The organism is Streptomyces sp. NPDC059851, assembly GCF_042732005.1.
Taxonomy (GTDB): domain Bacteria; phylum Actinomycetota; class Actinomycetes; order Streptomycetales; family Streptomycetaceae; genus Streptomyces.
Genome location: NZ_JBHWJJ010000041.1, coordinates 1 through 25,815, shown reverse-complemented (window position 1 = coordinate 25,815; position 25,815 = coordinate 1). Strand labels below are relative to the sequence as shown.

At 73.8% G+C, this 25,815-nt stretch carries 22 protein-coding genes and 1 riboswitch; of the genes, 13 read left to right on the top strand and 9 right to left on the bottom strand.

All coding sequences use genetic code 11. The features are described from left to right. Positions 1-8: 8 nt before the first annotated feature. A complete protein-coding gene (locus ACFV7Q_RS16810; protein ID WP_385429020.1) occupies positions 9-863 on the bottom strand; it encodes a MaoC/PaaZ C-terminal domain-containing protein in 855 nt (284 codons plus the stop codon). A gap of 287 nt (positions 864-1,150) precedes the next feature. Between ACFV7Q_RS16810 and ACFV7Q_RS16805 the strand changes: the two genes are divergently transcribed. Next, on the top strand, positions 1,151-1,513 hold the full coding sequence (locus ACFV7Q_RS16805) for a DNA-binding response regulator (RefSeq protein ID WP_385429085.1): 363 nt from the start codon (positions 1,151-1,153) through the stop codon (positions 1,511-1,513). A gap of 58 nt (positions 1,514-1,571) precedes the next feature. Here the strand turns inward: ACFV7Q_RS16805 and ACFV7Q_RS16800 are convergent, their stop codons facing one another. Beyond that, the gene (locus ACFV7Q_RS16800) at positions 1,572-2,771 is read right to left on the bottom strand and encodes a beta-ketoacyl synthase N-terminal-like domain-containing protein (protein ID WP_385429018.1); all 1,200 of its coding nucleotides are present in this window, start codon (positions 2,769-2,771) and stop codon (positions 1,572-1,574) included. Positions 2,772-2,794: 23 nt separating this feature from the next. Continuing rightward, positions 2,795-5,083: an acyl-CoA dehydrogenase family protein gene (locus ACFV7Q_RS16795; protein WP_385429016.1), complete on the bottom strand. Its 2,289-nt coding sequence runs from the start codon at positions 5,081-5,083 to the stop codon at positions 2,795-2,797. A 256-nt stretch (positions 5,084-5,339) separates the two neighbouring features. Here ACFV7Q_RS16795 and ACFV7Q_RS16790 point away from each other — a divergent pair, with 256 nt between their 5' ends. From ACFV7Q_RS16790 to ACFV7Q_RS16770, 5 genes are all read left to right on the top strand, one after another. Further along, the gene (locus ACFV7Q_RS16790) at positions 5,340-6,437 is read left to right on the top strand and encodes a polyprenyl synthetase family protein (RefSeq protein ID WP_385429084.1); all 1,098 of its coding nucleotides are present in this window, start codon (positions 5,340-5,342) and stop codon (positions 6,435-6,437) included. 84 nt (positions 6,438-6,521) lie between these two features. Next, positions 6,522-7,169, top strand: a complete 648-nt coding sequence (locus tag ACFV7Q_RS16785; protein ID WP_385429015.1) for a class I SAM-dependent methyltransferase — start codon at positions 6,522-6,524, stop codon at positions 7,167-7,169. 203 nt (positions 7,170-7,372) lie between these two features. After that, positions 7,373-8,335, top strand: a complete 963-nt coding sequence (locus ACFV7Q_RS16780; RefSeq protein ID WP_385429013.1) for an N-acetylmuramoyl-L-alanine amidase — start codon at positions 7,373-7,375, stop codon at positions 8,333-8,335. A gap of 136 nt (positions 8,336-8,471) precedes the next feature. Further along, on the top strand, positions 8,472-9,275 hold the full coding sequence (locus tag ACFV7Q_RS16775) for a DUF5336 domain-containing protein (RefSeq protein WP_385429011.1): 804 nt from the start codon (positions 8,472-8,474) through the stop codon (positions 9,273-9,275). A gap of 114 nt (positions 9,276-9,389) precedes the next feature. Beyond that, entirely contained in the window at positions 9,390-10,400 is a 1,011-nt protein-coding gene (locus ACFV7Q_RS16770) for an LLM class F420-dependent oxidoreductase (RefSeq protein ID WP_385429009.1), read from the top strand. A 75-nt stretch (positions 10,401-10,475) separates the two neighbouring features. Here ACFV7Q_RS16770 and ACFV7Q_RS16765 read toward each other — a convergent pair whose 3' ends face one another. The 4 genes from ACFV7Q_RS16765 to ACFV7Q_RS16750 form a co-directional block, all read right to left on the bottom strand. Beyond that, positions 10,476-11,165, bottom strand: a complete 690-nt coding sequence (locus tag ACFV7Q_RS16765) for a hypothetical protein (protein ID WP_385429082.1) — start codon at positions 11,163-11,165, stop codon at positions 10,476-10,478. Positions 11,166-11,285: 120 nt separating this feature from the next. Beyond that, complete coding sequence (locus ACFV7Q_RS16760; protein ID WP_385429007.1) at positions 11,286-12,374, bottom strand: prenyltransferase; 1,089 nt, start codon at positions 12,372-12,374, stop codon at positions 11,286-11,288. Beyond that, positions 12,371-13,105 (bottom strand): class I SAM-dependent methyltransferase, encoded by a 735-nt coding sequence (locus ACFV7Q_RS16755; protein WP_385429005.1) that lies wholly within the window; start codon positions 13,103-13,105, stop codon positions 12,371-12,373. Before ACFV7Q_RS16755 ends, ACFV7Q_RS16760 begins: the two co-directional genes overlap by 4 nt. A 48-nt stretch (positions 13,106-13,153) precedes the next feature. Beyond that, a complete protein-coding gene (locus tag ACFV7Q_RS16750; RefSeq protein ID WP_385429003.1) occupies positions 13,154-14,458 on the bottom strand; it encodes a glycosyltransferase family 4 protein in 1,305 nt (434 codons plus the stop codon). Positions 14,459-14,641: 183 nt separating this feature from the next. Between ACFV7Q_RS16750 and ACFV7Q_RS16745 the strand changes: the two genes are divergently transcribed. Beyond that, entirely contained in the window at positions 14,642-15,256 is a 615-nt protein-coding gene (locus tag ACFV7Q_RS16745) for a TetR family transcriptional regulator (protein ID WP_385429001.1), read from the top strand. Between the two features lie 536 nt (positions 15,257-15,792). On the opposite strand, the gene ACFV7Q_RS16740 is transcribed toward ACFV7Q_RS16745, so the two are convergent. Next, positions 15,793-16,026, bottom strand: a complete 234-nt coding sequence (locus ACFV7Q_RS16740) for a ferredoxin (RefSeq protein ID WP_385429080.1) — start codon at positions 16,024-16,026, stop codon at positions 15,793-15,795. A gap of 20 nt (positions 16,027-16,046) precedes the next feature. Further along, positions 16,047-17,522, bottom strand: a complete 1,476-nt coding sequence (locus ACFV7Q_RS16735; RefSeq protein WP_385428999.1) for an aldehyde dehydrogenase — start codon at positions 17,520-17,522, stop codon at positions 16,047-16,049. A 172-nt stretch (positions 17,523-17,694) separates the two neighbouring features. Here ACFV7Q_RS16735 and ACFV7Q_RS16730 point away from each other — a divergent pair, with 172 nt between their 5' ends. The 6 genes from ACFV7Q_RS16730 (at position 17,695) to ACFV7Q_RS16705 (ending at position 25,553) form a co-directional block, all read left to right on the top strand. After that, positions 17,695-18,879: an MBL fold metallo-hydrolase gene (locus ACFV7Q_RS16730; RefSeq protein ID WP_385428997.1), complete on the top strand. Its 1,185-nt coding sequence runs from the start codon at positions 17,695-17,697 to the stop codon at positions 18,877-18,879. A gap of 272 nt (positions 18,880-19,151) precedes the next feature. Beyond that, positions 19,152-19,224: riboswitch (cobalamin riboswitch) on the top strand. A gap of 135 nt (positions 19,225-19,359) precedes the next feature. Continuing rightward, complete coding sequence (locus ACFV7Q_RS16725; RefSeq protein ID WP_385428995.1) at positions 19,360-20,622, top strand: prenyltransferase/squalene oxidase repeat-containing protein; 1,263 nt, start codon at positions 19,360-19,362, stop codon at positions 20,620-20,622. Then, positions 20,622-21,392, top strand: coding sequence for an SCO2322 family protein (locus tag ACFV7Q_RS16720; RefSeq protein WP_385428993.1), 771 nt, complete (start codon positions 20,622-20,624; stop codon positions 21,390-21,392). The genes ACFV7Q_RS16725 and ACFV7Q_RS16720 overlap by 1 nt, the downstream gene beginning before the upstream one ends. Then, positions 21,389-22,738 (top strand): energy-coupling factor transporter transmembrane component T, encoded by a 1,350-nt coding sequence (locus tag ACFV7Q_RS16715; protein WP_385428991.1) that lies wholly within the window; start codon positions 21,389-21,391, stop codon positions 22,736-22,738. Before ACFV7Q_RS16720 ends, ACFV7Q_RS16715 begins: the two co-directional genes overlap by 4 nt. Further along, positions 22,735-24,681, top strand: coding sequence for an ABC transporter ATP-binding protein (locus ACFV7Q_RS16710; RefSeq protein ID WP_385428986.1), 1,947 nt, complete (start codon positions 22,735-22,737; stop codon positions 24,679-24,681). Before ACFV7Q_RS16715 ends, ACFV7Q_RS16710 begins: the two co-directional genes overlap by 4 nt. Next, on the top strand, positions 24,678-25,553 hold the full coding sequence (locus ACFV7Q_RS16705) for an ECF transporter S component (protein ID WP_385428984.1): 876 nt from the start codon (positions 24,678-24,680) through the stop codon (positions 25,551-25,553). The genes ACFV7Q_RS16710 and ACFV7Q_RS16705 overlap by 4 nt, the downstream gene beginning before the upstream one ends. Positions 25,554-25,815 lie beyond the last annotated feature (262 nt).

Genomic DNA, 25,815 nt, shown 5'->3' with positions numbered 1-25,815 from the left:
CCCGGCGGTCAGGCGTGCTCGACGACGGTGTCCGCGAGGACCGGCGCGCCGTCCCGTTCCACGGCGCCCACCTCGACCCGGATCCGGTCCGGCTCCTGCCACATCCGGATCCGCAGGGTCTCCCCGGGGAAGACGATCCCGGCGAAGCGGGTGCGGTAGGCGCGGACCCGGGACACGTCCCCGCCGAGCAGGGTGTCCACGACCGCCTTGAGGGTCATCCCGTACGAGCACAGGCCGTGCAGGATGGGCCGGTCGAAGCCGGCCGTCTTGGCGAACTCGGGGTCGGCGTGCAGCGGGTTCCAGTCGCCCGAGAGCCGGTACAGCAGCGCCTGCTCCTCGCGGACGAGCCGCTCCTCGACCCGGTCGGGCTCCCGTCCGGGGGTCTCGGAGCGGGCGGAGGGCCCGCGGTCGCCGCCGAAGCCGCCCTCCCCGCGGACGAAGATCTGCGCGTCGCTGGTCCACAGCGGGCCGTCGGCGTCGGCGACCTCGGAGCGCAGGACGATGACCGCGGCCTTGCCCTTGTCGTACACGGCGGCGACCTTGCTGCTGGACCGGGCCCGCCCCTTGACCGGGATCGGCCGGTGCAGCTCGATGGAGTGGCCGCCGTGCAGGACGGCGGCGAGGTCCACGTCGATCCCCGGAGCGGCGAGGCCGCCCAGCATGGCCATGCCCGCGCCGGCGACGGTCGCGAAGCTGGGGAGCACGTGCAGCCTGGACTCCAGGGTGTAGCGCAGCTCGTCCGGGTCGGTGGCCGGGGTTCCGGCCCCTAGGCCGAGGTGGTAGAGCTGGACGTCCTTGTGGTCCCAGGCGATGTCCCCGAGGCGGGGTTCGGCGGCCAGGGCCCTGGCGGCATCGATCGGCATGAGGGTGCTGCTCCCTTGTCCGTGGAAGACCTCGGCGCGGTCGTCCGCACCGTCGGCCGCACCGAGGTCGCGTGCGGACCGGTCCGGGACGCTCCGGAAGGTCCGGGAGGCTCCGGGGCCACCGCCCCGGTCGGGCGTTCTAGAACGCGTTCCAGAAACCGGTGAGGGAATGTATAACGCACGCCCCAGCACTTGTGAAGGCTCCTGACGTCACGTCAGATCCCTTCGGGTGAAGCGTCCTACCCGCCTCCGGCCGCCCCGTCCCCTACCCTGACCGGGTGGACGAAATGCCCCGATCGCACCGACCGTCCCGCTCCCTGCGGGTCCTCCTCTGGCCCCCGGACCCGGCCCTCGCGGTCCTGCTGGGCCTCCAGCCGGACATCGAGCTGGTGTCCTCCCCGATGGAGCGCCCGGCGGTGGCCGTGGTGGACGACGTCCCGGCGGTGGCCGAGGTGATGGCGGACGACCCGGAGTGCCGCGTCCTGGTCACCACCGGCTCCGCCCACCCGGGCCTGCTGGACGCGGTCCTCGCCTCCGGCGCCTCGGGCCTGGTCCTGCGCGACGGCCCGCCGGAGGACCTGGCGGACGCGATCCGCCGGGCGGCGCAGGGGGAAACGGTGGTGGACCCGGCCCTGCGCACCGGCTCCTAGGGGTCGGCTTCGGGGCGGCGGCGCCGGCCGGGACGGTCGGGCGTCACGGCCACGGCGGTCAGGCGTCACGGTGCAGGAGCGTCACCACCGCCGCCCCGCCCAGGCCGACGTTGTGGGCCAGCCCCACCCGCGCCCCGCCGACCTGGCGGGCGCCGGCCTCGCCGCGCAGCTGCCAGACCAGTTCCGCAGCCTGTGCGAGGCCCGTCGCGCCCAACGGGTGCCCCTTGGAGATCAGACCACCGGACGGGTTGACCACCCACCGGCCGCCGTACGTGGTCGCCCCGGACTCGACGAGCTCCCCCGACGCACCGTCCGCGCACATGCCGAGCGCCTCGTACGTCAGCAGCTCGTTGACCGAGAAGCAGTCGTGCAGCTCGATCACGTCCACGTCTTCGATGCCGAGGCCGGAGGCCGCGTACGCCTGCCGGGCCGCGGCCGCGCTCATCGGCTTGCCGACGACGTCGATGCAGGAGCCGGAGGCGAAGGAGTCCCGCGTGTCCGTCGCCATCGCCTGCCCGGCGATCCGCACCGCCCTGCCGTGCAGCCCGTGCCGGACCAGGAACCGCTCCGAGACGACCACCGCCGCCGCGGCCCCGTCCGAGGTCGGCGAGCACTGGAGCCGGGTCAGCGGCGGGTGGACCGGCTTCGCGGCGAGTACCTCCTCGACCGAGTACACGTCCTGGAACTGGGCGTTCGGATTGTTCGCCGAGTGCCGGTGGTTCTTCGCGCCGACCGCCGCGAGCTGCGCGGGCGTGGTCCCGTACCGCTCCATGTGCTCGCGTGCCGCGTTGCCGAAGATCTGGGCGGTGGGCGGCGACATGCCGAAGCCGTGCCGGGCGGCCATGATCCCGTAGTGGCGGGCGACCGGCGAGGTGGCGAAGTCGCCGCCGTCGGCCCCGCCGCCGAGGGCGCCCTTCTTCATCTTCTCGAAGCCGAGCGCCAGCACGCAGTCGGCGAGGCCGCCCGCCACGAACTGCCGGGCCATCATCAGCGCGGTGGCGCCCGTCGCGCAGTTGTTGTTCACGTTGTAGACCGGGACCCCGGTCAGTCCCAGCCCGTACGCGGCCCGCTGACCGGCCGTTGAGGCCTGGAAGCAGTACCCGACCGGGACCTGCTCGACCAGCTCGTAGCCGATGCCCGCGTCCGCGAGCGCCGCCCCGCCGGCCTCCTTCGCCATGTCCCAGTACTGCCAGTCCCGCGACTCCGGCTTCTCGAACCGCGTCATGCCGACGCCCACGATGTACGAGTTCGACTCCATGCCCCTCAACTCCTTGAGTCCCGTCAGTCCCTGGGGAGGCCGAGGATCCGCTCGGCGACGACGTTCAGCTGGACCTGCGTGGTGCCGCCGGCGATGGTCAGGCAGCGGGACATCAGCAGCCCGTGCACCGCCCGCTCCCCCGCCCCCTCCCGTACGGCGCCCGCCGGGCCCAGCAGTTCGACGGCGAGCTCCGCGGTCCGCTGCTGGTGCGGGGTCTGCACGAGCTTGCGCACGGATGCACCCGCGCCCGGCTCCAGCCCGGACACCTGCTGGAGCGTGGTGCGCAGCCCCATGCAGGCGAGGGCGTGCGCCTCGGCGGCGAGGACGCCGATGCGGGCGCGCCGGGTCTCGCCGAGTCCGGCGGCCCGGGCGAGGAGGGCTTCCACGCCGGACGCGAAGGCCAGTTGGTCGGCCATGTGGACGCGCTCGTTGCCGAGGGTGTTGCGGGCGACCTTCCAGCCGTCGCCGGGGGCCCCGACCAGGGCGTCCGGGGGCAGGACGGCGTCGTCGAACCAGACCTCGTTGAAGAGGGCCTCGCCGGTGATCTCCCGCAGCGGGCGCACGTCGATGCCGGGGGTGCGGCGCATGTCGACGACGAAGTAGCCGAGCCCGCGGTGCTTGGGGGCGTCCGGGTCCGTGCGGGCCAGCAGGATCCCGAAGTCGGCGCTGTGCGCGGAACTCGTCCACACCTTCTGTCCGTTGATCCGCCAGGAGCCGTCCTCCTCCGACCGCTCGGCCCTGGTGCGCAGCCCGGCCAGGTCCGAGCCCGCGCCCGGTTCGGAGAAGAGCTGGCACCAGGCGGTGTCCCCGCGCAGCGCCGGCAGCAGGTACCGCTCCTGCTGCTCGGGGGTCCCGTACGCGAGCAGCGAGGGCACCACCCAGGTGGCGATCCCGAGGTCGGCGAGCCGCACCCCGGCCCGGGCCAGCTCCTGCTGGACGACGAGCTGTTCGACGGGCCCGGCACCGAGCCCGTAGGGGGGCGGCAGGTGCGGGGCCGCGTAGCCGGTCGGAGCCAGGGTGCGGCGGGCCGCGGCCGGGTCCTGGCCCCGCGCGGCCTCGGCAGCGCGGCGCGCGGCGGGCCGATGGGCCTCGGCCCGTGCCGGGAGCTCCAGCCTGAGCTCGCGCCGGACCCCGCCGGACGCCAGCCGCACGGCCCGCAGCCGGTGCTCGTCGCCGGGGCCGAGGAGCTGCCGGGCGACGAGGGCCCGCCGCAGGTGGACGTGCGCGTCGTGCTCCCAGGTGAAACCGATCCCGCCGAGCACCTGGATGCAGTCCTTGGCGCCCGAGTACGCGGCGTCCAGCGCGGTCCCGGCGGCGAGGGCCGCCGCCAGGGAGCGCGGCCCGGCGGGCCCGTCCGCGGCCCGGGAGGCGTCCCAGGCGAGGGCCCGGGCCTGCTCCAGGCGGACCAGCATGTCGGCGCACAGGTGCTTGACCGCCTGGAACTGCCCGATGGGCCGGCCGAACTGCACCCGGACCTTCGCGTACGCGGTGGCCGTGTGCAGCGCCCAGGCGGCGGTGCCGCAGGCGTCCGCGGCGAACAGGACGCAGGCCAGGTCCCGGACCAGCTCCCCGTCCAGGGACAGCCGCCGGCCGGGAGGTACGGCGACGGAGCGCGCCCGGACCTCGGCGGTGGGCCGGGTCGGATCGGCGGAGGCGTGCGTACGGATCTCCAGCGCGGCGGCGTCCACCGCGTACCAGGAGGCGTCGCCGGCGCGGGCTCCGCCGGCCGTGGCGCCGCCGGTGCTCCCGTCGGGGCTCCCGTCGCGGCTGCCGCCAGTGCCCCCGTCAGTGCTCCCGGCGCCCGTGTCGGCGCCGGTGTCGACGTCGGTGTCGGCCCTGTCGCCGGCGGGTGCGGCGGCGAGCAGCACCAGGTCGGCCTCTCCCGCCCCGAGCACCGGCGGCGCGAGCCCGTCGAGCAGGTACCCGCCGCCGGGAGCGGGGGTGGCGACGAGGTCGCCGGGCCCGAGGGCGACGGCCCCGATCCTGGTGCCGTCGGCCAGCGCCCCGGCGAGTCCGGCCGCTCCGGCCCGCTGGAGCAGGACGGAGGCCAGGGCGCTGCCCAGGTAGGGCCCGGGCAGCGCAGCCCGGGCGGCCTCCTCGACCGCGACGGCGAGGTCGAGGAGGGTGCCGCCGTCCAGGTGGGGCGCGAGCAGCCCGGAGGCGGCCAGCGCGTCCCACCAGGCGGGCCGGACCCCGGTGCGGGGCGGGCCGTCGAGCAGCTTGCGGACCTCTTCCGGCGGCACGGTCCGGGCCGCCCAGCCGCGCACGGCTTCGGCGAGGTCCCGCTGCTCCTGTGTGATGGCGATGCCCATACGGATCCTGCCGCCTCTCCACGTCCCCCGGTCCGCGCAGGCCCGGGTGCGGGCGCCCGGCGGCCCCTGATCGCGGGCAGAGTAGAACACGTTTCAACCCGGCGGAAGGTCAGGCGGGGCCGGGATATGAGGACCGGCGAGAACCGGCCGTGTCCGAAAAACGCTCTAGCTGACCTCCGTCCCGAATGATCGAATCTGGGGCGTTCACGCCACCCCCTATAATTCGACTCCAGAACGGGAATCACCTGTGAATTCCATGACGTACGTGGATCTGCACCGTCAGGTATCACTGGACATCGAGACGGAAATACAGACCGCCATCGCGGGCCTCGTCCCCGCCTCAGGAACGGGCACGAACAAGAGCGCGGCGAAGAGCGCGGTCACCAAACTCCTGCGCCATCAAAAGCTGCGGCATCCCCTCTCCGTGCTCCCGATGCTGGTGCACGGAATCGAGACCGGAAATCCCGCCCCCGCCGTCCCGCTGGCCGCCCTGCACGTGCTGTGGTGGACCTCGGCCTGCTATCTCGACGACCTGGCCGACGCCCACGAGCCCCAGGCCGCGCCGCAGACCGCCCCGCATCCGGCCCCGACCCCGGCGCCGCCCCCGCCTTCGACCATCGACCGGAACGAAGCCCTGCTGGCGTCCGTCCTCAGCGGCACCGTCCTGCCGTTGCGGATCGTCCGCTCGCTGCCGGTGCCGGCTTCCGTGCACGGCCTGCTCACGGCCGAGATCGCGACCGGCTGGGCGGTCGGCATCGAGGGCCAGCTGACCGACATCGCGACCGACCCCTCCCGCGCCACGCCGCAATCGGTCATCACCGGATACCGCGGGAAATCCGGCGGACCCTACTCGATGATCACGGCGATGGCCGCGATATTGGCCGGGGCCGATGCCTCAAGAGTGGGGCACTGGCGCGAGTTCGGCTACGTCTTCGGCATACTCTGGCAAATATTCAACGACCAGGAGGACATCCTCTCCGGCCGCAATGAAGACCTCCTCAACGGGACGGCCACGTACTTGCTGACCTGTGCCCTGGAGGATTCCCCCGACCGGGCCGCCCGGGAACGCGTCCTCGCCCTGTGCACCGCCGCCCGGAATTCGGGGGCGGCCCGCGCCGAGCTCGCCCGGATCCTGCTCTCCCCGGCCGTCCTCCACCGCTACCGGACGGATCTGGAGGCCTTCCGGGCCGACGCCCATCGCATCCTCGGCGTACTGGGCGGGGACGACCGGTACCTGGCGGTCCTACGGCATCTCGTGGACCACGCCGCCGCCATGCTGCTCCGGCCCGCCCCGGACCGGCAGTCGGTTCCGGAGCCCGTCCCGGCCCGTACGGCCTTGGTGCAGCCGGCCTAGCCGTACGCACGCCAGACCCGGGCGTGGCGCCCTACCCGGCGGTAGGGCAGCATGGGCCGCTCACGTGCAGCTCAGGAGGAACCCATGGCCCCCGCCACCCCCAAGCCGGAGACCCTCGCCGCCTTCGAGGCCGCCAAGGGGTTCATGCCCACCACCGAGGGACTCGCCCTGTACGAGGCCGCTGCCGCGGCGGCGACCCTGGGGCTGCCGCTGCTGGAGGTGGGGACGTACTGCGGGCGCTCGACGATCCTGCTGGCCGACGCCGCCCGCGAGGCCGGGGTCAGCGCGATCACCGTCGACCACCACCGGGGCAGCGAGGAGCAGCAGCCCGGCTGGGAGTACCACGACCCGTCCGTCGTGGACCCGGAGGTCGGCCTGATGGACACCCTGCCCACCTTCCGCCGCACCCTGCACCGGGCCGGGCTGGAGGATCACGTCATCGCGGTCGTGGGGCGCTCCCCGCAGGTCGCCGCGGTCTGGGGCGGCGCACTCGGCTTCCTTTTCATCGACGGCGGCCACACCGACGAGCACGCCACCGGTGACTACGAGGGCTGGGTCCCGCACCTCGCCGAGGGCGGCACCCTCGTCATCCACGACGTGTTCCCGGACCCGGCCGACGGCGGCCAGGCCCCGTACCGGATCTACCTGCGCGCCATGGCCTCCGGCGCCTTCGAGGAGGTCTCGGTGACCGACTCGCTGCGCGTCCTGCGCCGGACCGGCCCGGGTCTGTAGCCGCCCCGGGCGCCGCGGCGGGCCGGAGGGCGGGAAGGCCGGAAGGCCGGAAGCCCGGAAGCCCGGGAGTCGGAACAGGAGCGGGAGCGCGACCCGGACGGCCCCCCGTCCGGCACATCCGGGCATATCTGTTGACTATCGCACCGCGCCCTCGGACGGCCCAGTGCCCGCCTCCCGGCGGACTCCCGGTCTACGCTCGCGGCGTGCGCTACGACGACAGCCCCCCGCCCCCCGAGTCCGCCTCCTCGGTCAGCCCGGACCGGCGCCGGTTCGCGCGCCGCTCCACCCTGGCCGTCGCGGCGGCCGTCCTCGCCCCGACCACCCTGGCCGGGTGGGTCCTGGTCCAGGTGACCACCGGGGCCGGGGCCGACGACGCGCGGCCGCCGCGGAGCGTGGTGCCGGCGGCCGGTGCCGCGAACGCCTCGCTCACCCCGCCTGAATCGCCCGCCCCATCCGCCTCACCCGTCAAGACACCCGGCGCCGGCGTCGGGAACGCCCTCGCCGGCAAAACCGTCGTGATCGACCCCGGACACAACACGGGCAACTTCAAGCACACCACCGAGATCAACAAGAAGGTGGACATCGGCACCAACACCAAGGAGTGCGACACCACCGGTACCACCACCAACTCCGGTTACAAGGAAGCCGAGTTCACCCTCGACGTGTCCCGCCGGCTGCGCACCGCCCTCGAAGCCAAGGGCCTCAAGGTGGTGTTCACGCACGACGGGGACCGCACGTGGGGCCCCTGCATCAACGAACGCGCCCGCATCGGCAACGAGGCGAAGGCCGACGCCGTGGTCTCCGTCCACGCGGACGGCGTCTCCGAGGGCAGCCGCGGCTACCACGTCATCCTCCCGGCCAAGGTCAAGCGCGGCGCCGCGGACACCGCGGCGATCGTCGGCCCGTCCCGGACCCTCGGCGAGCGGATCGCCGGGAACTTCGCCCGGACCACCGGCTCGGCGCCCGCCAACTACCTCGGCGGCGGCACCGGGTTGGTCGTCCGCGACGACCTGGGCGGCCTCAACCTCTCCACGCAGCCCAAGGTGTTCGTCGAGTGCGGCAACATGCGTGACAGCAAGGACGCGGCGCTGCTGACCAGTCCGGAGTGGCGACAGAAGGCCGCTCAGGGCATCGCGGACGGCATCGTCGGCTTCCTGGGCGGGTAGTTCCGACAGGACGCCCGCCCGCCCCGATCCTCTCGGTCGCGGGAAACCTCCGTACCATGGTCCAGCCCGCCCCCCACTCCTGGATGCGCGACCGCGGCACCACGGGACGACCGAGACCGAGAAGGACACCTAAGACGTGAACATCCGCTCCCTCACTCGAGGCGACGGCGTGGTGATCGGAGCAGCGGTGCTGCTGTTCATCGCCTCGTTCCTCGATTTCTACTCCGCGACCGGCCTGGACCTGCCGAGCGTGTGGGACACCGACGTCTACCGCCTGGCACTTCCGAGCATCTTCCTGCTGGGCTTCATCGCCGCCGGCCTCATCGTCGGCGGCCGGTTCCTGCCGGAGTCCCGCAAGCTGGCGGGTCTGCCGCTGTCCGCGTGGGGGACGGTGCTCGCGGTGGCGGCCGCCTGGTCCTCCCTGTGGTCGCTGATCACCAGCCCGAGCGGCGCCGACCTGGGCGCGGGCTGCATCATCGCCTTCCTCGCCACCCTCGTGCTGGCCGGCGTCGCCGTCTCCGGCGCGAAGGTCCCGGCGCTCGCCGGACCGCTGGTGCCGGAGTCCCGGCCCGCCGCCCCGGCACCGTTCGGCGGCCAGCCGCAGCCCGACGGGTACGGCTACCCGGGCGGCCAGGCGCAGCCCGGCTACGGCAGCACCCCCCAGCCGGTCCCGCCGTACGGCGGGACCCCCGCCCCGGGCCCGGGCCCGCAGGACGCGGCGCCCGCCGCCCCGGCGGCCGACTTCACCCCGTTCTGGTTCGCGGTGCCGGTGGCCCGCCCCCTCTTCGCCGAGGACGGCTCCCCCACCCCGATCGCCGAACTCGCCCCGGGCACCTGGTACCTGGCGGTGGATCAGCGCGGCCCGTCCACGCTGATCGCGCAGACCCAGGACGGCCGCCGCGGCGTCCTGAACGACACCTCCGGCATCCAGCGCGGCTGACCCGGCCCCGCCGGCGCACGACGGCCCCCCGCCCCTTCCGGGCGGGGGGCCGTTGTCCTACAGTCACCCCGTCACCTGACAGGTCGTCAGGAACGCTGGCGGAAGGAGGGCGCCATGCGCCTCGGACTCGCACTCGGCTACTGGGGCCGCGGCCCCGACCCCGCCCACCTCGCCCTCGCCACCGAGGCCGAGCGGCTCGGCTACACCTCGGTGTGGACCGCCGAGGCCTGGGGATCGGACGCCTTCACCCCGCTCACCTGGATCGCAGCCCACACCTCCCGGATCCGCCTCGGCACCGCCGTCGCCCAGATGCCCGCCCGCAGCCCGACCGCGACCGCCATGCACGCCCTCACCCTCGACCACCTCTCCGGCGGCCGCATGATGCTCGGCCTCGGCCTGTCCGGCCCCCAGGTCGTCGAGGGCTGGTACGGGCGCCCCTTCCCCGCGAGCCCGCTCACCGCCACCCGCGAGTACGTCGACGTCGTCCGCCAGGTGCTGCGCCGCGAGGGCCCCGTCACCCTGGACGGCCGCTTCCACACCCACCCGTACCGCGGCCCGGACGGCACCGGCCTCGGCCGGCCCCTCAAACCCGTCACCCACCCGCTGCGCCCGGACCTGCCGGTCCTGCTCGGCGCGGAAGGCCCGCGGAACATCGCCCAGACCACCCGGATCGCGGACGGCTGGCTCCCGCTGTACTGGTCCCCGACCCGCACCGACGTCTACCGGGCCTCCCTCACCGACCTCCCCGAGGGCTTCCTGATCGCCCCGATGGCCCGGGCGAAGGTCTGCGACGACGTCACCGAGGGGCTCCTGCCGGTCAAGGCGATGCTGGGCTTCTACATCGGCGGCATGGGCCACGCGGCGCGCAACTTCCACGCCGACCTCATGGCGCGCATGGGCTACGCCGACGAGGCCCGCCGCATCCAGGAGCTGTTCCTCGCCGGCCGCCGCGAGGAGGCCGTCCTCGCCGTCCCCGACGCGTTCGCCGACGAGATCAGCCTGGTCGGCCCGCGGGAGCGGATCGCCGAACGCCTGGACCTGTGGCGCAAGGGCCCGGTCACCGACCTCCTCGTCACCGCCCCGGACCCCCGCACCCTGCGCGTCCTCGCAGAGCTCAACGCCTGAGCCGCGCCCCGCGCCCCGCGCCGGGGGGAATCGGGGGCGGCGGCCCACGCAACGGCCGCCGCCCCCGCCCGGGCACTACCCACCCAACTGGGACGGGCTCGGTACCTGGTCGGTCACCGGGGCGCCCGCACTCTTGCCGGCTCCCTTCACCCCGTTGATGACGTCCTCGAACGAGCTGATCTCGGCGTCACCGGCCTGACCCGAACGCACCTTGGTGGCCAGGCCCTTCAGCGACTCGATGCCCGCCGTCAGCGGGACCAGCGCCTTGGACAGCAGCGGGTCGCCCTTGGCGTTGTTCACCGCCGCCTTCAGCCGGTTGTACGCGAAAGCACCCGCGAGGCCAGCCTTGATCAGCGCGAACGTCCGGCCCTTCGCACCCTTCTTGAACTTGCCCGCACGGTAGGGCTTGACGATCCACTGGTACGTCGCCCCCGCCGCGAGCCCGGCGTTGACGACGAAGCGCGTCTTGGCGAACTTCTGCCGCTCCGCCGACGTCGTCGGCGTCGGCTCGGCCACGATCAGGGGAACGGCCTCCACGGAAGCGGCCTCCAGGGAGGCGACCTCCGCCCGCATCTGCGCCAACGCGGCCTGCAGTTCCACGGCTTCGATCTGCTCGACGTGTACCGCCGCGGACAGGGGCGCGTTCGCACCCTGGGCCCTCGCCCCACTGCTGTCGCCGCTACTGCATCCGGTGGCCCCGGCGAGCAGTGCGGTGGACAGCGTCAGTGCCGTGACGGCGCGGTGGAATCGGACGGTTCTGCGTATGGACACGGTTTCCTCCGAGGGAGTGAGGTGTCCCCCGCAGCGTCACCCGGGGGCACCGGCCCCGCCACTCGGGCCACCCGTCCGGGCCACCCGACTGGCGCGACCGCCGCCCCGCGCGCATCATCCGCCGGTGCAGCAGTCCGGCTCCAGCCCCGCAGGCAGCTCCTGCCCGCCGAACACCGCCGTGGTCGCCTCGTCACCGCCGAGCGCGGCCACGGCCAGCAGCAGCGAACCGGCGGTCCAGGTGGTCTGCTCGACGGGCCACACCGCTTCGTCCTCGAAGACGTAACCCGTCCAGTACATGCCGTTGTCCGCGCGCAGGTGCGTGATGGACCGCAGGACCTCCAGCGCCCGGTCCGACTCCCCCATCGCCCACAGGGTGAGCGCGAGTTCGCAGGACTCCCCGCCGGTCACCCACGGGTTCGGCAGGACACACCGCACACCCAGCCCCGGCACGACGAACTCGTCCCAGCGCCCGTCGATCCGCTCCTTCGCCTGGGCGCCCGTGACCGCCCCGCCCAGGACCGGGTAGTACCAGTCCATGGAGTACCGGTCCTTGTCCAGGAACCGCTCCGGGTGCCGGCGTATCGCATGCCCGAGCGCGCCCGCCGCCAGCTCCCAGTCCGGCTGCGGGTCCTCGCGGTGCTCGGCGATCGCCAGGGCGCAGCGCAGCGCCTGGTGAATGGAGGACGATCCGGTCAGCAGCGCGTCGGTGACGGGCGTGCCGTCCGCCTCGCGCTTCCACCCGATCTCGCCGCCCGGCTGCTGGAGGCCCAGGACGAACTGCACGGCCGCGTGGACGACCGGCCACATCCGCTCCAGGAACCGGTCGTCGCCGGTGGCCAGGTAGTGGTGCCACACCCCGACGGCCACGTACGCGACGAAGTTGCTCTCCCGGCCGTCGTCCTGCGGCTCGGCGGTGTCCACACCGTCCGGCCGGTCCGCGTAGGCCGCGTGCCAGGAGCCGTCCGCGTTCTGGTGCCGGGCCAGCCACAGGTACGCCTGCTCGGCGGCCTCGTGCTCGCCGGCCGCGTCCAGCGCCATCGCGGCCTCGGTGTGGTCCCACGGATCGAGGTGGTGCCCGCGGAACCACGGGATGGCGCCGTCGGAGCGCTGCGCGGCGAGGATCCCGGCCACCGTGGCCGCGGCCTCCTCGGCCGTCAGCACACCGTCCAGGACCAAGCGTTCGGTGCGCCCGGTGGAGCTCACTGGGCCGCGCCGACGGGGAGGTGGGGCTTCGTCGCGTACACGACGAAGCTCTTGCCCATGATCGGGTTGAGGGCCTGCTCCGCCAGCCGCGTCGCCAGGGGCTTCTTCATGATGTCCCAGACCAGCAGCTTGTGGTAGGCGCGCACGGGCAGCGCCTTGTCGTTGTCCACCCCGAACGCGCACTTGAGCCACCAGTACGGGGAGTGCAGCGCGTGGGCGTGGTGCGAGCCGTACGGCTTCAGGCCCGCGGCCCGTATCTTCCCGATGAGTTCATCAGCCTTGTAGATGCGGATGTGACCGCCCTCGACCTCGTGGTAGGCGTCGCTCAGCGCCCAGCACACCTTCTCCGGCCCGTACCGCGGCACGGTGACGGCGATGCGCCCGCCCGGCTTGAGCACGCGCACCATCTCCGCGAGGACCCCCTTGTCGTCGGGGATGTGCTCCATCACCTCGGAAATGATCACCACGTCAAAGGACTCGTCCGGAAAGGGCAGCGCCAGGGCATCGCCCTCCATGGCCGTGGCGGTCGCACCGGCGGGGGCCTCGCCGGCCTCCTTCATCGCGGCGAACCACTTGGCGACCTCGCGGATCTCCTCGCCGTTGCGATCGACCGCGACGACCTGGGCGCCGCGCCGGTAGCACTCGAAGGCGTGGCGGCCTGCGCCGCAGCCCAGATCGAGTACGCGGTCGCCTGCGGCGAGCGGGAACCGGGAGAAATCGACGGTCAGCACGGGGTCCTGCCTTCGCGGTCGCGGGGGTGATCGGTGAGAAACATGGAGTCAGCGGACCCGGCGCGCCCGCTCGATGGCGGCCCGGTAGTGCGCGACGGTGCCCTCGGCGGCCTTGGCCCAGGTGAACCGGGTCAGCACCCGCTCCCGCCCGGCGGCACCGAGGCGGGCCCGCAGCTGCGCGTCGCCCAGCAGCCGGCCGAGCGCCACGGCCAGCGCACCCGCATCACCGGGCGGCACCGCGAGACAGGTCTCACCGTCGGGACCGGCGACCTCGGGAATGGCACCACCCGTCGTGGCGACGAGCGGCGTACCGGTGGCCATCGCCTCAGCGGCGGGCAGCGAGAAGCCCTCGTACAGCGAAGGCACGCACGCAACCTGCGCACTCCGCACGAGATCGACGAGCTCTTCGTCGGTCACACCCTTGACGAACCGGACGGCGTCCTGGAGCCCGTAGGCCTCGATCGCCCGTGCCACGGGCCCTTCCTCGGCCCGCTTGCCGACGACCACGAGGTGGGCGCCGGGCTGCTCCGTGCGCAGCTTCGCCAGCGCCTCGACGAGGTACACGAGACCCTTCAGCGGCACGTCGGCGCTCGACGTGGTGACGATCCGCCCGGGCACCTCGGCCACGGCCGCATCGGGCGACCACAGATCCGTGTCCGCACCGATGTGCACCACGTGGATCCGGTCGCCGCGCACCCCCAGGTGCTCCTCGATCTCCTGCTTCGACGAGCCGGAAACGGTCAGCACGGAAGGCAGCCGCCGCGCAACACGCCCCTGCATCCGCGTGAAGGCGTACCAGCGCCGCACCGACAACCGCCTCAGCCGGTCCTGAGCGGCATCCAGTTCAAGCTTCCGGTCCACGGTGATCGGATGGTGAATGGTGGTCACCAGGGGCGCGCCGAGCCCACCCAACAACCCGTAACCCAGGGTTTGGTTGTCATGAACAACATCAAACTCGCCGAGCCTCGCGGCCAAATGCCGCCGGGCCCGCAACGAAAACGTCAGCGGCTCGGGAAACCCACCGGTCCACATGGTGGCGACCTCAAGCAGGTCGACCCAATCGCGGAACTCCTCGCGCTTGGGCGTACGGAACGGGTCGGGCTGCCGGTACAGGTCGAGGCTGGGCAGCTCGGTGAGCGTGGCCCCGCCTTCGAGCACGGGATAGGGCTGCGCGCCGATCACTTCGACGGAGTGCCCGAGCCGGACCAGCTCACGGGAAAGGTGCCGGACGTAGACGCCCTGACCCCCGCAGAACGGGTTCCCCTTATAGGTCAGGAGCGCGATGCGCAACGGCCGGTCACCGTCCGTCACGGACCCCGCGAAAGGGCTCGTCACCATGGCCTCTGCGGTCACTCTCGGCCCCCTTCTCCCTGCAACTTTCGCCGGAGCGTAACCGCTCGGATAATGTAGAACAAGTTTCAGACTTGATCCGTCGAAGACCATTGAATCTACCGGCCGGAAACCACACCGTAAGAGGCGGAGCAGGTGATTCGCGCCACGACTGCGTCGCCTGCCGGAGCGCATGGAACGGGGCACATGACAGCGCAACCGAACACCTCGACATCCCCTCCCTTGACGGAGCGTCAGGAGGCCCGCCGCCGCCGCATCCTGCACGCGAGCGCCCAGCTGGCCAGCCGCGGAGGCTTCGACGCCGTCCAGATGCGCGAGGTCGCCGAGGCGGCCGGCGTCGCGCTGGGCACCCTGTACCGCTACTTCCCCTCGAAGGTGCACCTGCTGGTCGCCACCATGCAGGACCAGCTCCAGCACATGCACACGACCCTCCGCAAGCGCCCCCCGGCCGCCGATGACCCGGCCGCCCGCGTCGCGGAAACCCTGATGCGCGCCTTCCGCGCCCTCCAGCGCGAACCCCACCTCGCGGACGCCATGGTCCGCGCCCTGACCTTCGCGGACCGCAGCGTCAGCCCCGAGGTGGACACCGTGTCCCGCCTGACGACCGCCATCATCCTGGACGCGATGGGCCTGGACGCCCCGCCCACCGCGGAGCAGCTGTCAGCGGTCCGCGTCATCGAGCACACGTGGCACTCCGCCCTGATCACCTGGCTGTCGGGCCGCGCCTCGATCGCCCAGGTCAAGATCGACATCGAGACGGTCTGCCGCCTGATCGACCTCACGGCTCCGGAAAAGTCCTGATCCCGCCGCCCCACCGGCACGACAGCACACCCCGACCGGCACGCGCGGCAGCACACCCATCGACACGGGACAGGACCACCACACCCGAAGCACGAGCCGGTCCCGCCCGCCAAGGAACCCCACCCCCGGGCGATCCCGCGCCCGAGGCAGCCCCGACCCCGAGGCGATCCCGACCCCCAAAGGCGCCCACCCAACCCCCAAGGCGCCCACCCGCCGCCCGAGGCGCCCACCCACCGCCCGAGGCACTCCCGCCCTCAAGGCGCTCCCGGCCCCGAGTCGCCTCCCGCCCGCCCGGGGCGAACGCCGGCGGAGCCCGGGCCGCACATCTCCACCGTCCCCGCCCCTCGGACCCCACCCCCGGCCGTTCCTCCGGGGCTTCCCGGGAGTCCGTTGGCGTTCCGGGGCGGGCCGGTCGGTCAAGGGGGGGCCGAAGGCCATCGCAACGCGCCGCGACGACGAAGGAGGAGCGCCCCTGAGGGACCGGCCCGCCCCGGAAGGACAATGGGCTCGCGGGAAGCCCGACGCCCCGCCCCTCCCTACTCCTCCGGCGGAAACACCGCCTCCCCGCTCCCGGCCAGCGTGATCATGATCGCTTCCACGGGGCACCCCTCAGCCGCCGCGAGGATCGGCTCGTTCGCATCGATCTCCGCCTCACGGGCATGCGACTGACGCGCCGAGTCCAGGGCGAAGCCCTCCGGGGCGTGGTTCACGCACATCCCGGACCCGATGCAAACGCCCCGATCCACTTGAACCTGCCACCTGTCGCCCATCACCGACACCGACACCACCCTCAGGCCCCGGCTCCGGCCCCGGCCTCGTACCCGCCCGGCAGGTGGATCATCTTGTGCTCCAGGTACTCGCTCAGCCCCTCGGGCCCGAACTCCCTCCCCACTCCGCTGTTCTTGTAGCCGCCGAACGGCCCCAGCATGTCCAGGCTGAACGTGTTGACGTTGAACGTCCCCGTCCGCACCTGCCGGGCGAAGTCGATGCCGTGCTCGACGTCGGCCGTCCACACGCTCCCGCTCAGCCCGAACTCGGAGTCGTTCGCGATCCCGAGCGCCTCCCGCTCGTCCGCGTACGGGATCAGGCACACCACGGGCCCGAAGATCTCCTCCCGGGCGATCCGCATCCCGTTGTCCACGTCCCCGAACAGCGTCGGCTCGACGTACCAGCCCCGCTCCAGCCCGGCCGGCCGGCCACCACCCACCAGGACCTTGGCGCCCTCCTCCTGCCCGATCCGGATGTACTCCAACGACCGCTCCTGCTGCCTCCGCGCCACGAGCGGGCCGAGCTGGGTCGCCGGGTCGAGGGGGTCGCCGACCACCAGCGCACCGGCCGCCGCGGCAAGGGCCTCGGCCACCTCCCCGTAGCGGCTGCGCGGGGCGAGGATCCGGGTCTGGGCGACGCACGCCTGCCCGTTGTTCATCCAGGCCGCGGGGACGATGCCGGCGACGGCCGCCCCCAGATCGGCGTCAGGCAGCACAACGGCTGCGGACTTCCCTCCCAGCTCCAGGGTCACCCGGGTCAGGTTGCGGGCCGCCACCTCCATGACCCGCTTCCCCGCCGCCACCGACCCGGTGAACGAGACCTTGTCGACACCCGCGTGACCGACCAGGTACTCACTCACTTCCCGGTCGGCCGGCAGCACCGACAGCACCCCCTCGGGCAGCCCGGCCTCCCGGGCGATGTCGGCGAGGATGTACGAGTCCAGCGGCGCCTCGGGGGACGGCTTGAGGATCACCGCGCACCCGGCCAGCAGCGCCGGGGCGAGCTTCGCCGCGGCCACGAACTGCGGCACGTTCCACGGGATGACGGCCGCGACCACACCCACCGGCTCCCGGCGCACCAGGATCGGCCCGAGCACGCCCTGGCGGTGCTCCTCGTACGCGTACGCGCGCGCGACCTGGATCGCCGCGTCGTACACCATCATGGGGCCGAGCGCCTGGGCGAGGATGCTCCAGGAGTACGGGGACCCGTTCTGGGAGCTGATCGACCGGGCGATCTCCTCGTGCCGGACGGCGATCGCGTCCTTGATCCGGGTGACGACCGCGATCCGCTCCTCCAAGGGCATCCGGGGCCAGGGGCCCTCGTCGAAGGCCCGGCGGGCGACGGCCACGGCCCGGTCCACGTCGCCGCGGGACGCGTGCGGGACACTGCCGATGACCTGCTCGGTGTGGGGGGAGACGACCTCGATCGTCCCGGTGCCCAGCGGATCCCTCCACTCCCCGCCGATGAACAGCTGCCCGTGTTCGACGCGCTCGGTCATGGCTGGTGCCTCCTCCGGCTTGGCGTTCCCGAACTGATACCAGTTCTAGTTCTAGGAGTCCACGACCAGGACAGGACCCCGAAAGAGATCCAATGACTAGCCAGAAAGCCCCCCAGATGGTCGACTTGGGCTACTAATGCAACACGTTCTCACCCGTGGGCGAGGAGACGGCATGCCAAACCAACAAAGGCCGACGACGGAACCGAACCCAAACCAGAACCAGAGCCAGAACCCGAGCCAGAACCAGAACTCGAACCAGGAGCAGAACCAGAACCAGAACCCCGCTCCCCCGACCGCTCCGGTTCCTCCCGATCCCCCCGCCCCCGAAGTCACCCACCACGGCGGCGGAGTCGCAGCCATCAAGGTTCCGATCCCGGACAACCCCCTGGGCCACACCCTCGTCCACGTCCTCGACACCGACCGCGGCCCCGTCCTCATCGACACCGGCTGGGACGACCCGCACTCCTGGGACGCCCTCACCGCCGGCTTGAAGGCCCTCGGTACCGCGGTCTCCGACGTACACGGCGTGGTCATCACCCACCACCACCCCGACCACCACGGCCTTTCCGGCAAGGTCCGGGACGCCTCCGGCGCCTGGATCGCCCTGCACGCCGCCGACACCGAGGTCGTCCTACGGACCCGGTCCGCCGAGCCCGCAGTCTGGCTCGACTACCTGACCGCCAAGCTCACCGCCGCCGGAGCCCCCGACGAGCACGTCGCCCCACTGCGGGCTGCCCGCGCGAGCGGCCGGATGCGCACCCTGCCCGGCCTGCGCGCCGCCGTCCCCGACCGGGAGGTCGTCGACGGGGAGCTGCTGCCCCTCGCCGGGCGCCGGCTCCGCGCCGTATGGACCCCCGGGCACACCCCCGGCCACGTCTGCCTGCACCTGGAGGAAACGCACCCGGCGAACCTGCCCGGCAGCGGCCGCCTCTTCTCCGGGGACCACCTGCTGCCCGGGATCTCCCCGCACATCGGCTTGTACGAGGACCCGGAGGACACCCGCGCCACCGACCCCCTCGGCGACTACCTCGACTCCCTCGAACGCATCGCCCGCCTGAACCCCGCCGAGGTGCTCCCCGCCCACCAGCACGCCTTCACCGACGCCCCGGCCCGGGTCCGCGCGCTGCTGCGCCACCACGAGGAACGGCTGGCGGGGCTGTGGCAGTTGCTGGCCGAGCCGCTGACCCCGTGGGGACTGGCGGAACGCATGGAGTGGAACCGGCCCTGGGAGCAGATCCCGTACGGCTCCCGCAACATCGCCGTCTCGGAGGCGGAGGCGCACCTGCGGCGCCTGGTGAAACAGGGCCGAGCCGAACCGGTGCCGGGCAGCGACCCGACGGCGTACCGCGCCCTCTGAGGGAAGGACGTGCCCCGCCCCCGGAGAAGACGAAAGGCCCGCAGCCCACCCACCCAAGCCCACCGAACCCGCCAAGCCGACCGGGCCGGACCCCACGCGCCGCACTTCCCGACCCCCACCCCGCAGGTACCCGAGCCCCGCAGGTACCCGAGCCTCCACCCCGCAGGTACCCGAGCCCCCACCCCGCAGGTAAGGGCCACCCGCCCCCTGCGCCACCCGTCCCCTCGATACCGACCGGTACAGTGAGGCCGTCGTCCACCCTTCCGTACGGGGGGAAGCCGGTGCGATTCCGGCGCTGACCCGCAACCGTGACCCGCCCCGGCCCCACCGGGCGGCAGCCGGACCGCCCCGTACACGAAGGTGCGCGGCTCGTGCCGCCGGAGTCCCCGGCGGCCGCCACCGTCGAGGTCAACGGAGCCGGAGCCCGGTGCCTGCGCGCGCCTGCCTCCCGCTCCCCCAGCAGGAGAGGCACCCGCCCGCATGAACATCCGCCGCAGCGCCGCAGCGCTCGCCGCCTCCGCCGTGCTCTGCGCGGGTGCCGCCCCCGCAGCCTTCGCCGCGCCCTCCGCGCCCTCCCCGGCGGCCTCGACGCCCCCGGTGATCCCGTCCGGCCTGTACGGCAAGAAGGACCCCACGTACGACGGCGTGTGGCGGCAGTCCGTCGCGCTGCTCGCCCAGCACACGGTCGGCGTCAAGCCCGCCAAGGAAGCCGTTGCCTGGCTGGCCGGGCAGCAGTGCGCGAACGGCGGCTTCGCCTCCTTCCGCGCGGACGCCGCCGCGGCCTGCGACGCCACGACGATGTACGACACGAACGCCACCGCAATGGCCGTCCAGTCCCTGAAGACACTGGGCGGCCAGGACGCGGCGGTGAAGAAGGGCGTGGACTGGCTGAAGTCCGTCCAGAACGAGGACGGCGGCTGGGCCTTCGTCCCCGGCTCGCCGAGCGACGCCAACTCCACCGCCGTGGTCATCAGTGCCCTGGCCGTGGCGGGCGAGAAGCCGGCCGAGGTGAAGTCGAAGGCCGGCAAGTCCGCGTACGAGGGCCTGCTCGCGTTCCAGCTCGGCTGCACCGCACAGCCGCCCTCCGACGGTGGCGCCTTCGCGTACCAGCCGGCCGACGGAAAGCTGCTCCCCAACGCCGATGCGACGGCCGCCGCCGTCCTGGCCGCCCTGGGCAAGGGCGCGGTCGTCGCCCCGGCCGCTAAGGACACCCCCGCGGGCTCGTCGGGCTGCACCGCGGCCGCCGAGCCGGAGGCTGCCGGCCTGGTGGCGGCGGGCTATCTGGCCGAGGCGCTGAGGAAGGGCGGCGGCCACCTCACGGCCGTCACGCCCGGCGCGGACCAGCCGACCCCGGACGTCGGCAACACCGTCGACGCGGTGATCGCCCTGGCCGCGGCGGGGCACAGGCAGTCGGCGGTCGGCGCGCTGGAGTGGCTGCAGGGCAACTCCGCGGAGTGGGCCAAGGGCAGCCCGGCGGCCCTCGGCACCCTGGTCCTGGCGGCGCACGCGACGCGCACCGACCCGAAGGCGTTCGGCGGCGCGGACCTGGTTGCAGCCCTGAACGCCACGGGCCCGGCCCCGCAGGCCGCGGCCACGGCGGAGCCGAGCGGCGCCAAGGACGAGGACGAAGAGAAGACCGGCTCGGGCGACCAGAACCTCTGGTGGATGATCGGCGTGGGCGCCGCGGCCGGCATGGGCATCGGCATCCTGCTGAGCGGCCGCCGCAAGAAGAACCAGCTCTGATGCACGGCCTCCGCCGCCGCAACACGCCCCCGGCCGGGGCAGCGGCCCCGCCCCGGCCCCTGGCCCTCGGCGCCCTGACGCTGCTCCTCCCCCTCCTCCCCCTCCTGTCCCTCCTCGCGGCCTCGCCCGCGGCGGCAGCCGGGTACCGCTACTGGTCGTACTGGGACGGCGCGGGCGGCCAGTGGTCGTACGCCACGCAGGGCCCCTCCACGGCCCGCCCGGCCGACGGCTCCGTGCAGGGCTTCCGCTTCGCCGTGAGCAAGGACGCGGCCGCCGAGGCCGCCCGGCCGCGGGCGGCGGCGGACTTCGACGCGGTCTGCTCCGCGACCCCGGCGACGCCGGGCCGGAAGCGGATCGCCGTGGTCGTCGACTTCGGCGTACCGGCGGACGCGCCGGCGGGCGACGCCCCGCCGCAGGACGCCCCGCGCACCGCCTGCGCGCAACTGGCCCCCGAGGCCACGGCCGCGGAGGCGCTGGCGGAGGTGGCCAAGCCGCTGCGCTACAACAGCGCGGCACTGCTGTGCGCGATCTCGGGCTACCCGAAGCAGGGCTGCGGCGAGCAGATCGCGGATGCCGCTCCCGCACCCTCGGCTCCCGGAGCCCCGGCTCCGCAGAGCGGCGACGCGACCACGAACAACGACCGGGGGAACGAGGCGAAGGAAGGAAAGGAAGAGAAGGAGGGCCCGTGGGTGGGCCCCCTGGCCGGCCTGGCGGTGCTGTCCGGCCTGGCGATGGCCGCCGTATGGCGCTCCGTCCGACGCCGCCGATGACACCCCCCACCAGCCCCCACCACACCCCCACTCCCACTCCCACTCCCACTCCCACTCCCACTCCCACCCCCGCCCGCACGCACACCCGCACCCACGCCCCAACCCGCGACCGCGGCCGCGCCCGCAGGTACGCCGCCCCGGAGGCCCGGCGCGGCAATGCCCTGCACGCGGGGGCGTGGTGGCTGTGGGCGCTCGGGCTGGCCACCGCCGCCTCGCGGACCACCAACCCGCTCCTCCTCGGGCTGGTCATCGCCGTGGCCGGCTACGTCGTAGCCGCGCGCCGTACGTCCGCGCCCTGGGCCCGCTCGTACGCCGCCTTCCTCAAGCTCGGCCTGTTCGTGATCGGCCTGAGGCTGCTGTTCTCCGTACTCCTCGGCTCACCGATCCCCGGCTCTCACGTCCTGTTCACCCTCCCGGAGGTCCCCCTCCCCGCATGGGCGCAGGGCATCCGCCTCGGCGGCCGTGTCACGGCCGAGCAGCTCGTCTTCGCCTTCTACGACGGCGCGAAGCTGGCCGCCCTCCTCGTCTGCGTCGGCGCCGCGAACGCCCTCGCCAACCCGGCCCGCCTGCTGAAGTCCCTCCCGGCCGCCCTCTACGAGGCGGGCGTCGCCGTCGTCGTCGCCATGACCTTCGCGCCGAACATGGTCGCCGACGTGGCCCGGCTGCGCACCGCCCGCCGCCTGCGCGGCCGCCCCACCGGCGGCATCAAGGCCATCCTGCAGATCGGCCTGCCGGTCCTGGAGGGCGCCCTCGAACGTTCCGTCGCGATCGCCGCCTCGATGGACGCGCGCGGCTACGGCCGTACCGCCCGGGTCCCGTCCGTCGTGCGGCACACCACCACCGTGCTCACCCTGGGCGGCCTGCTCGGCATGTGCGCGGGCACGTACGGACTGCTCGCCGCCGAAGGGGCCGCGTACGGCCTGCCCGTCCTGCTCATCGGACTCGCGCTCGCCCTCGCGGGCCTGCGGCTCGGCGGGCGGCGCAGCCTCCGGACCCGCTACCGGCCCGACCGCTGGGGAGTGCGCGCGTGGTTGGTCGCCGGGTCGGGTGCGGCCGTGGCCGCCGCCCTCGTGTACGCCTCCGGGGCCGATCCGCAGGCCCTGCGCCCGGGGGTGGTCCCGCTGACGGCTCCCGTGCTGCCGCTGTGGCCGGCGGCCGCGGTGATGATCGGTCTGCTCCCGGCCGTCGTGGCGCCGGTACCCGGCCCCACTCCCCCCGAGGCCGTCCCGCACGACGAACACGACCAGCACGTCCAGCACAACCAGCACCAGCACCAGCACCAGCACCGCGAACAGCAGCAACAGCAGCAACAGCAGCAACAGCAAGAGAAGGAGGCGTCACAGTGATCCGCTTCGAGGAGGTGTCGGTCACCTACGACGGCGCCCCGCAGCCGGCCCTCCGCGATGCCGACCTGGTCATCCCGGAGGGGGAACTGACATTGCTGATCGGCCCGTCGGGCTCCGGCAAGTCCACGCTCCTCGGGGCCGTGTCCGGACTCGTCCCCCATTTCACGGGCGGCACCCTGCGCGGCCGCGTCACGGTCGACGGCCGGGACACCCGTACGCACCGGCCGCGCGAGCTGGCGGACGTCGTCGGCACCGTCGGCCAGGACCCCCTCTCCCACTTCGTGACGGACGTCGTCGAGGACGAGCTGGCGTACGGCATGGAGTCCCTCGGCCTGGCGCCTTCCGTGATGCGCCGCCGCGTCGAGGAGACCCTGGACCTGCTGGGCCTGAACGACCTGCGCGACCGCCCCCTCGCTTCCCTGTCGGGCGGGCAGCAGCAACGGGTCGCCATCGGCTCGGTCCTGACCACGCACCCCAAGGTGCTGGTCCTGGACGAGCCCACCTCCGCCCTGGACCCGGCGGCTGCGGAGGAGGTCCTCGCTGTGCTCCAGCGGCTGGTCCACGACCTGGGCACCACCGTGCTGATGGCCGAGCACCGCCTGGAGCGGGTGGTCCAGTACGCCGACCAGGTGCTGCTCCTGCCCGGGCCGGGCGCGGCTCCGGTCATCGGTGTCCCCGCGGACGTCCTGGCCGTCTCGCCCGTCCAGCCGCCGGTGGTCTCGCTGGGCCGGCTGGCGGACTGGTCCCCGCTCCCCCTGTCGGTACGCGACGCCCGCCGCCTGGCACCCCCTCTGCGCGCCCGTCTGTCCGAGGCGGCGGTCCCGCCCCGGCCTGCTCCCCCGGCGACGCCCCCGCGCCCACGGCCACGCCCCTCCGGCGGAAGCCCGGCGGCTGACGCCGCCGGGACGGCGACGGCGACCGCCCCCACCCGGCCCGGGCTCCTGGCGCGCCTGCTCCGCCGCACCGGCGGCCCGGTAGCGACTGCGGACTCGAATCCCACGACGAACCCGGCCACGAACCCGGCCACGAACCAGGCCACGAACCCGACCCCCCTTCCGGACGCCGCGGACGCCGCCTCCCCGGTGGCACGGGCCCGCGCCCTCTCGGTGCGCCGCGGCCGCGCCGAGGTCCTGCACGGCGTCGACCTGGCGGTGGCGGCCGGCGAGACCGTGGCCCTGATGGGCCGCAACGGCGCAGGCAAGTCCACCCTCCTCGCCGCTCTGGTCGGCACCCTCGCCCCCGCCGGGGGCGAGGTGTCGGTCGGGGGCCGGGTGCCACACCGCACACCGCCGGCGGAGATGGTGCGCCGCGTCGGGCTCGTCCCCCAGGAGCCCCGGGACCTTCTGTACGCGGACACGGTCGCCGCCGAGTGCGCGGCCGCCGACGCCGACGCCGGCGCGACCCCCGGTACCTGCCGGGGCCTGGTGTCGGCACTGCTGCCGGAGGTGGCCGACGGCACCCACCCGCGGGACCTTTCCGAGGGGCAGCGGCTGGCCCTCGCCCTCGCCCTGGTGCTGACCGGCCGCCCGGCACTGCTGCTGCTCGACGAACCGACGCGCGGCCTGGACTACGCGGCCAAGGCGCGGCTGATAGGGATCCTGCGCGAGCTCGCCGCTGAGGGGCACGCGATCGTCCTGGCCACGCACGATGTGGAGCTGGCGGCGGAGCTGGCCCACCGGGTGGTCGTCCTGGCCGGTGGTGAGGTCGTCGCGGACGGGCGGACCGCGGAGGTCGTGGTGTCGTCGCCGGCCTTCGCACCGCAGGTGGCCAAGATCCTGGCGCCGGGACACTGGCTCACCGTGTCCGAGGTCGCCGCGGCCCTGGCGTCCACCCCGGCCGCACCCGCACCACCCGAGACCCGCACTCCCGCACCTACGCGCACCCCCACCCCCACGCCCGAAAGGCCGGTACCCGACGCTCCGGCCACCCCGGGTGCGCCGTGAACCGCCCCCTGCGGGTCGGCCCGAGGGCCGCGGCCGCCCTCGTCCTCGTCACCCTGATCGGCATCGCCGCCTTCGGCTGGCCGCTGCTCGCCGACCGCCAGTCCGGGCTCGCCCACTCCCAGGACGCGCCCTGGCTGTTCGCCGCCCTGCTCCCCCTCCTCGTCGGCGTGGTCGTCGCAACGATCGCCGACCAGGGCATGGACGCCAAGGCGGTGGCGATGCTCGGCGTGCTCGCCGCGGTGGGCGCCGCCCTTCGGCCGCTGGGTGCGGGGACGGCGGGCCTGGAGCCCATGTTCTTCCTGATGGTGCTCAGCGGCCGCGTCCTCGGTCCCGGTTTCGGCTTCGTCCTCGGCTCGGTGACGATGTTCGCGTCGGCCCTGCTGACGGGCGGGGTCGGTCCGTGGATGCCGTTCCAGATGCTGGCCCTGGGCTGGTTCGCGCTGGGGGCCGGGCTGCTGCCCGGGCCGGAGCGCATACGGGGCCGGGCGGAGCTGCTGATGTTGGCGGCGTACGGGTTCGCGGGCTCGTTCGCGTACGGGACGATCATGAACCTGCAGGGTTGGGTCCTGCTGCAGGGCATGGGCCAGGGCGTTTCCTTCCACCCGGGGGATCCGGTCGCGGCCAACCTGACGCGGTTCCTCGCGTACTGCACGGCGACCTCCCTCGGCTGGGACCTGGGCAGGGCCGCGCTGACGGTCGTCCTGACCCTCGCCCTCGGCGGCACGCTGCTGAAGGCACTCCGCCGAGCGACTCGGAAAGCGGCGTTCGACGCCCCCGTCTCCTTCGATCCAGGGGCCGAAAGTGGCCCCGGACACGCCCAGAAACAGGTACGAACGACCACGAAAGGTGACATTCAGGCCCGGAGGCGGTGAGGCGCCCCACAGGACCCAGGTCACATCCGGCCCGCCCTAGTAGCCCTCACGGCTCCGCCCGCACCCACCCCGAACCCCGCCCCACCTGCACGTTCCCCACCCCCGGCCCCGACCCGCCCGACGCCCCGGTCTGCGAGCCGCCCTAGTAGACGGGGGGCTTTGCCAGCGCGCCGGTGGCCTGGCTAACTGGTGTTGTCGCCGAGGCGGCCGGGGCGCACAGCCCCCCGCCGGGACGAACCCCTCTCCTCCGCGTGAGTGGCTC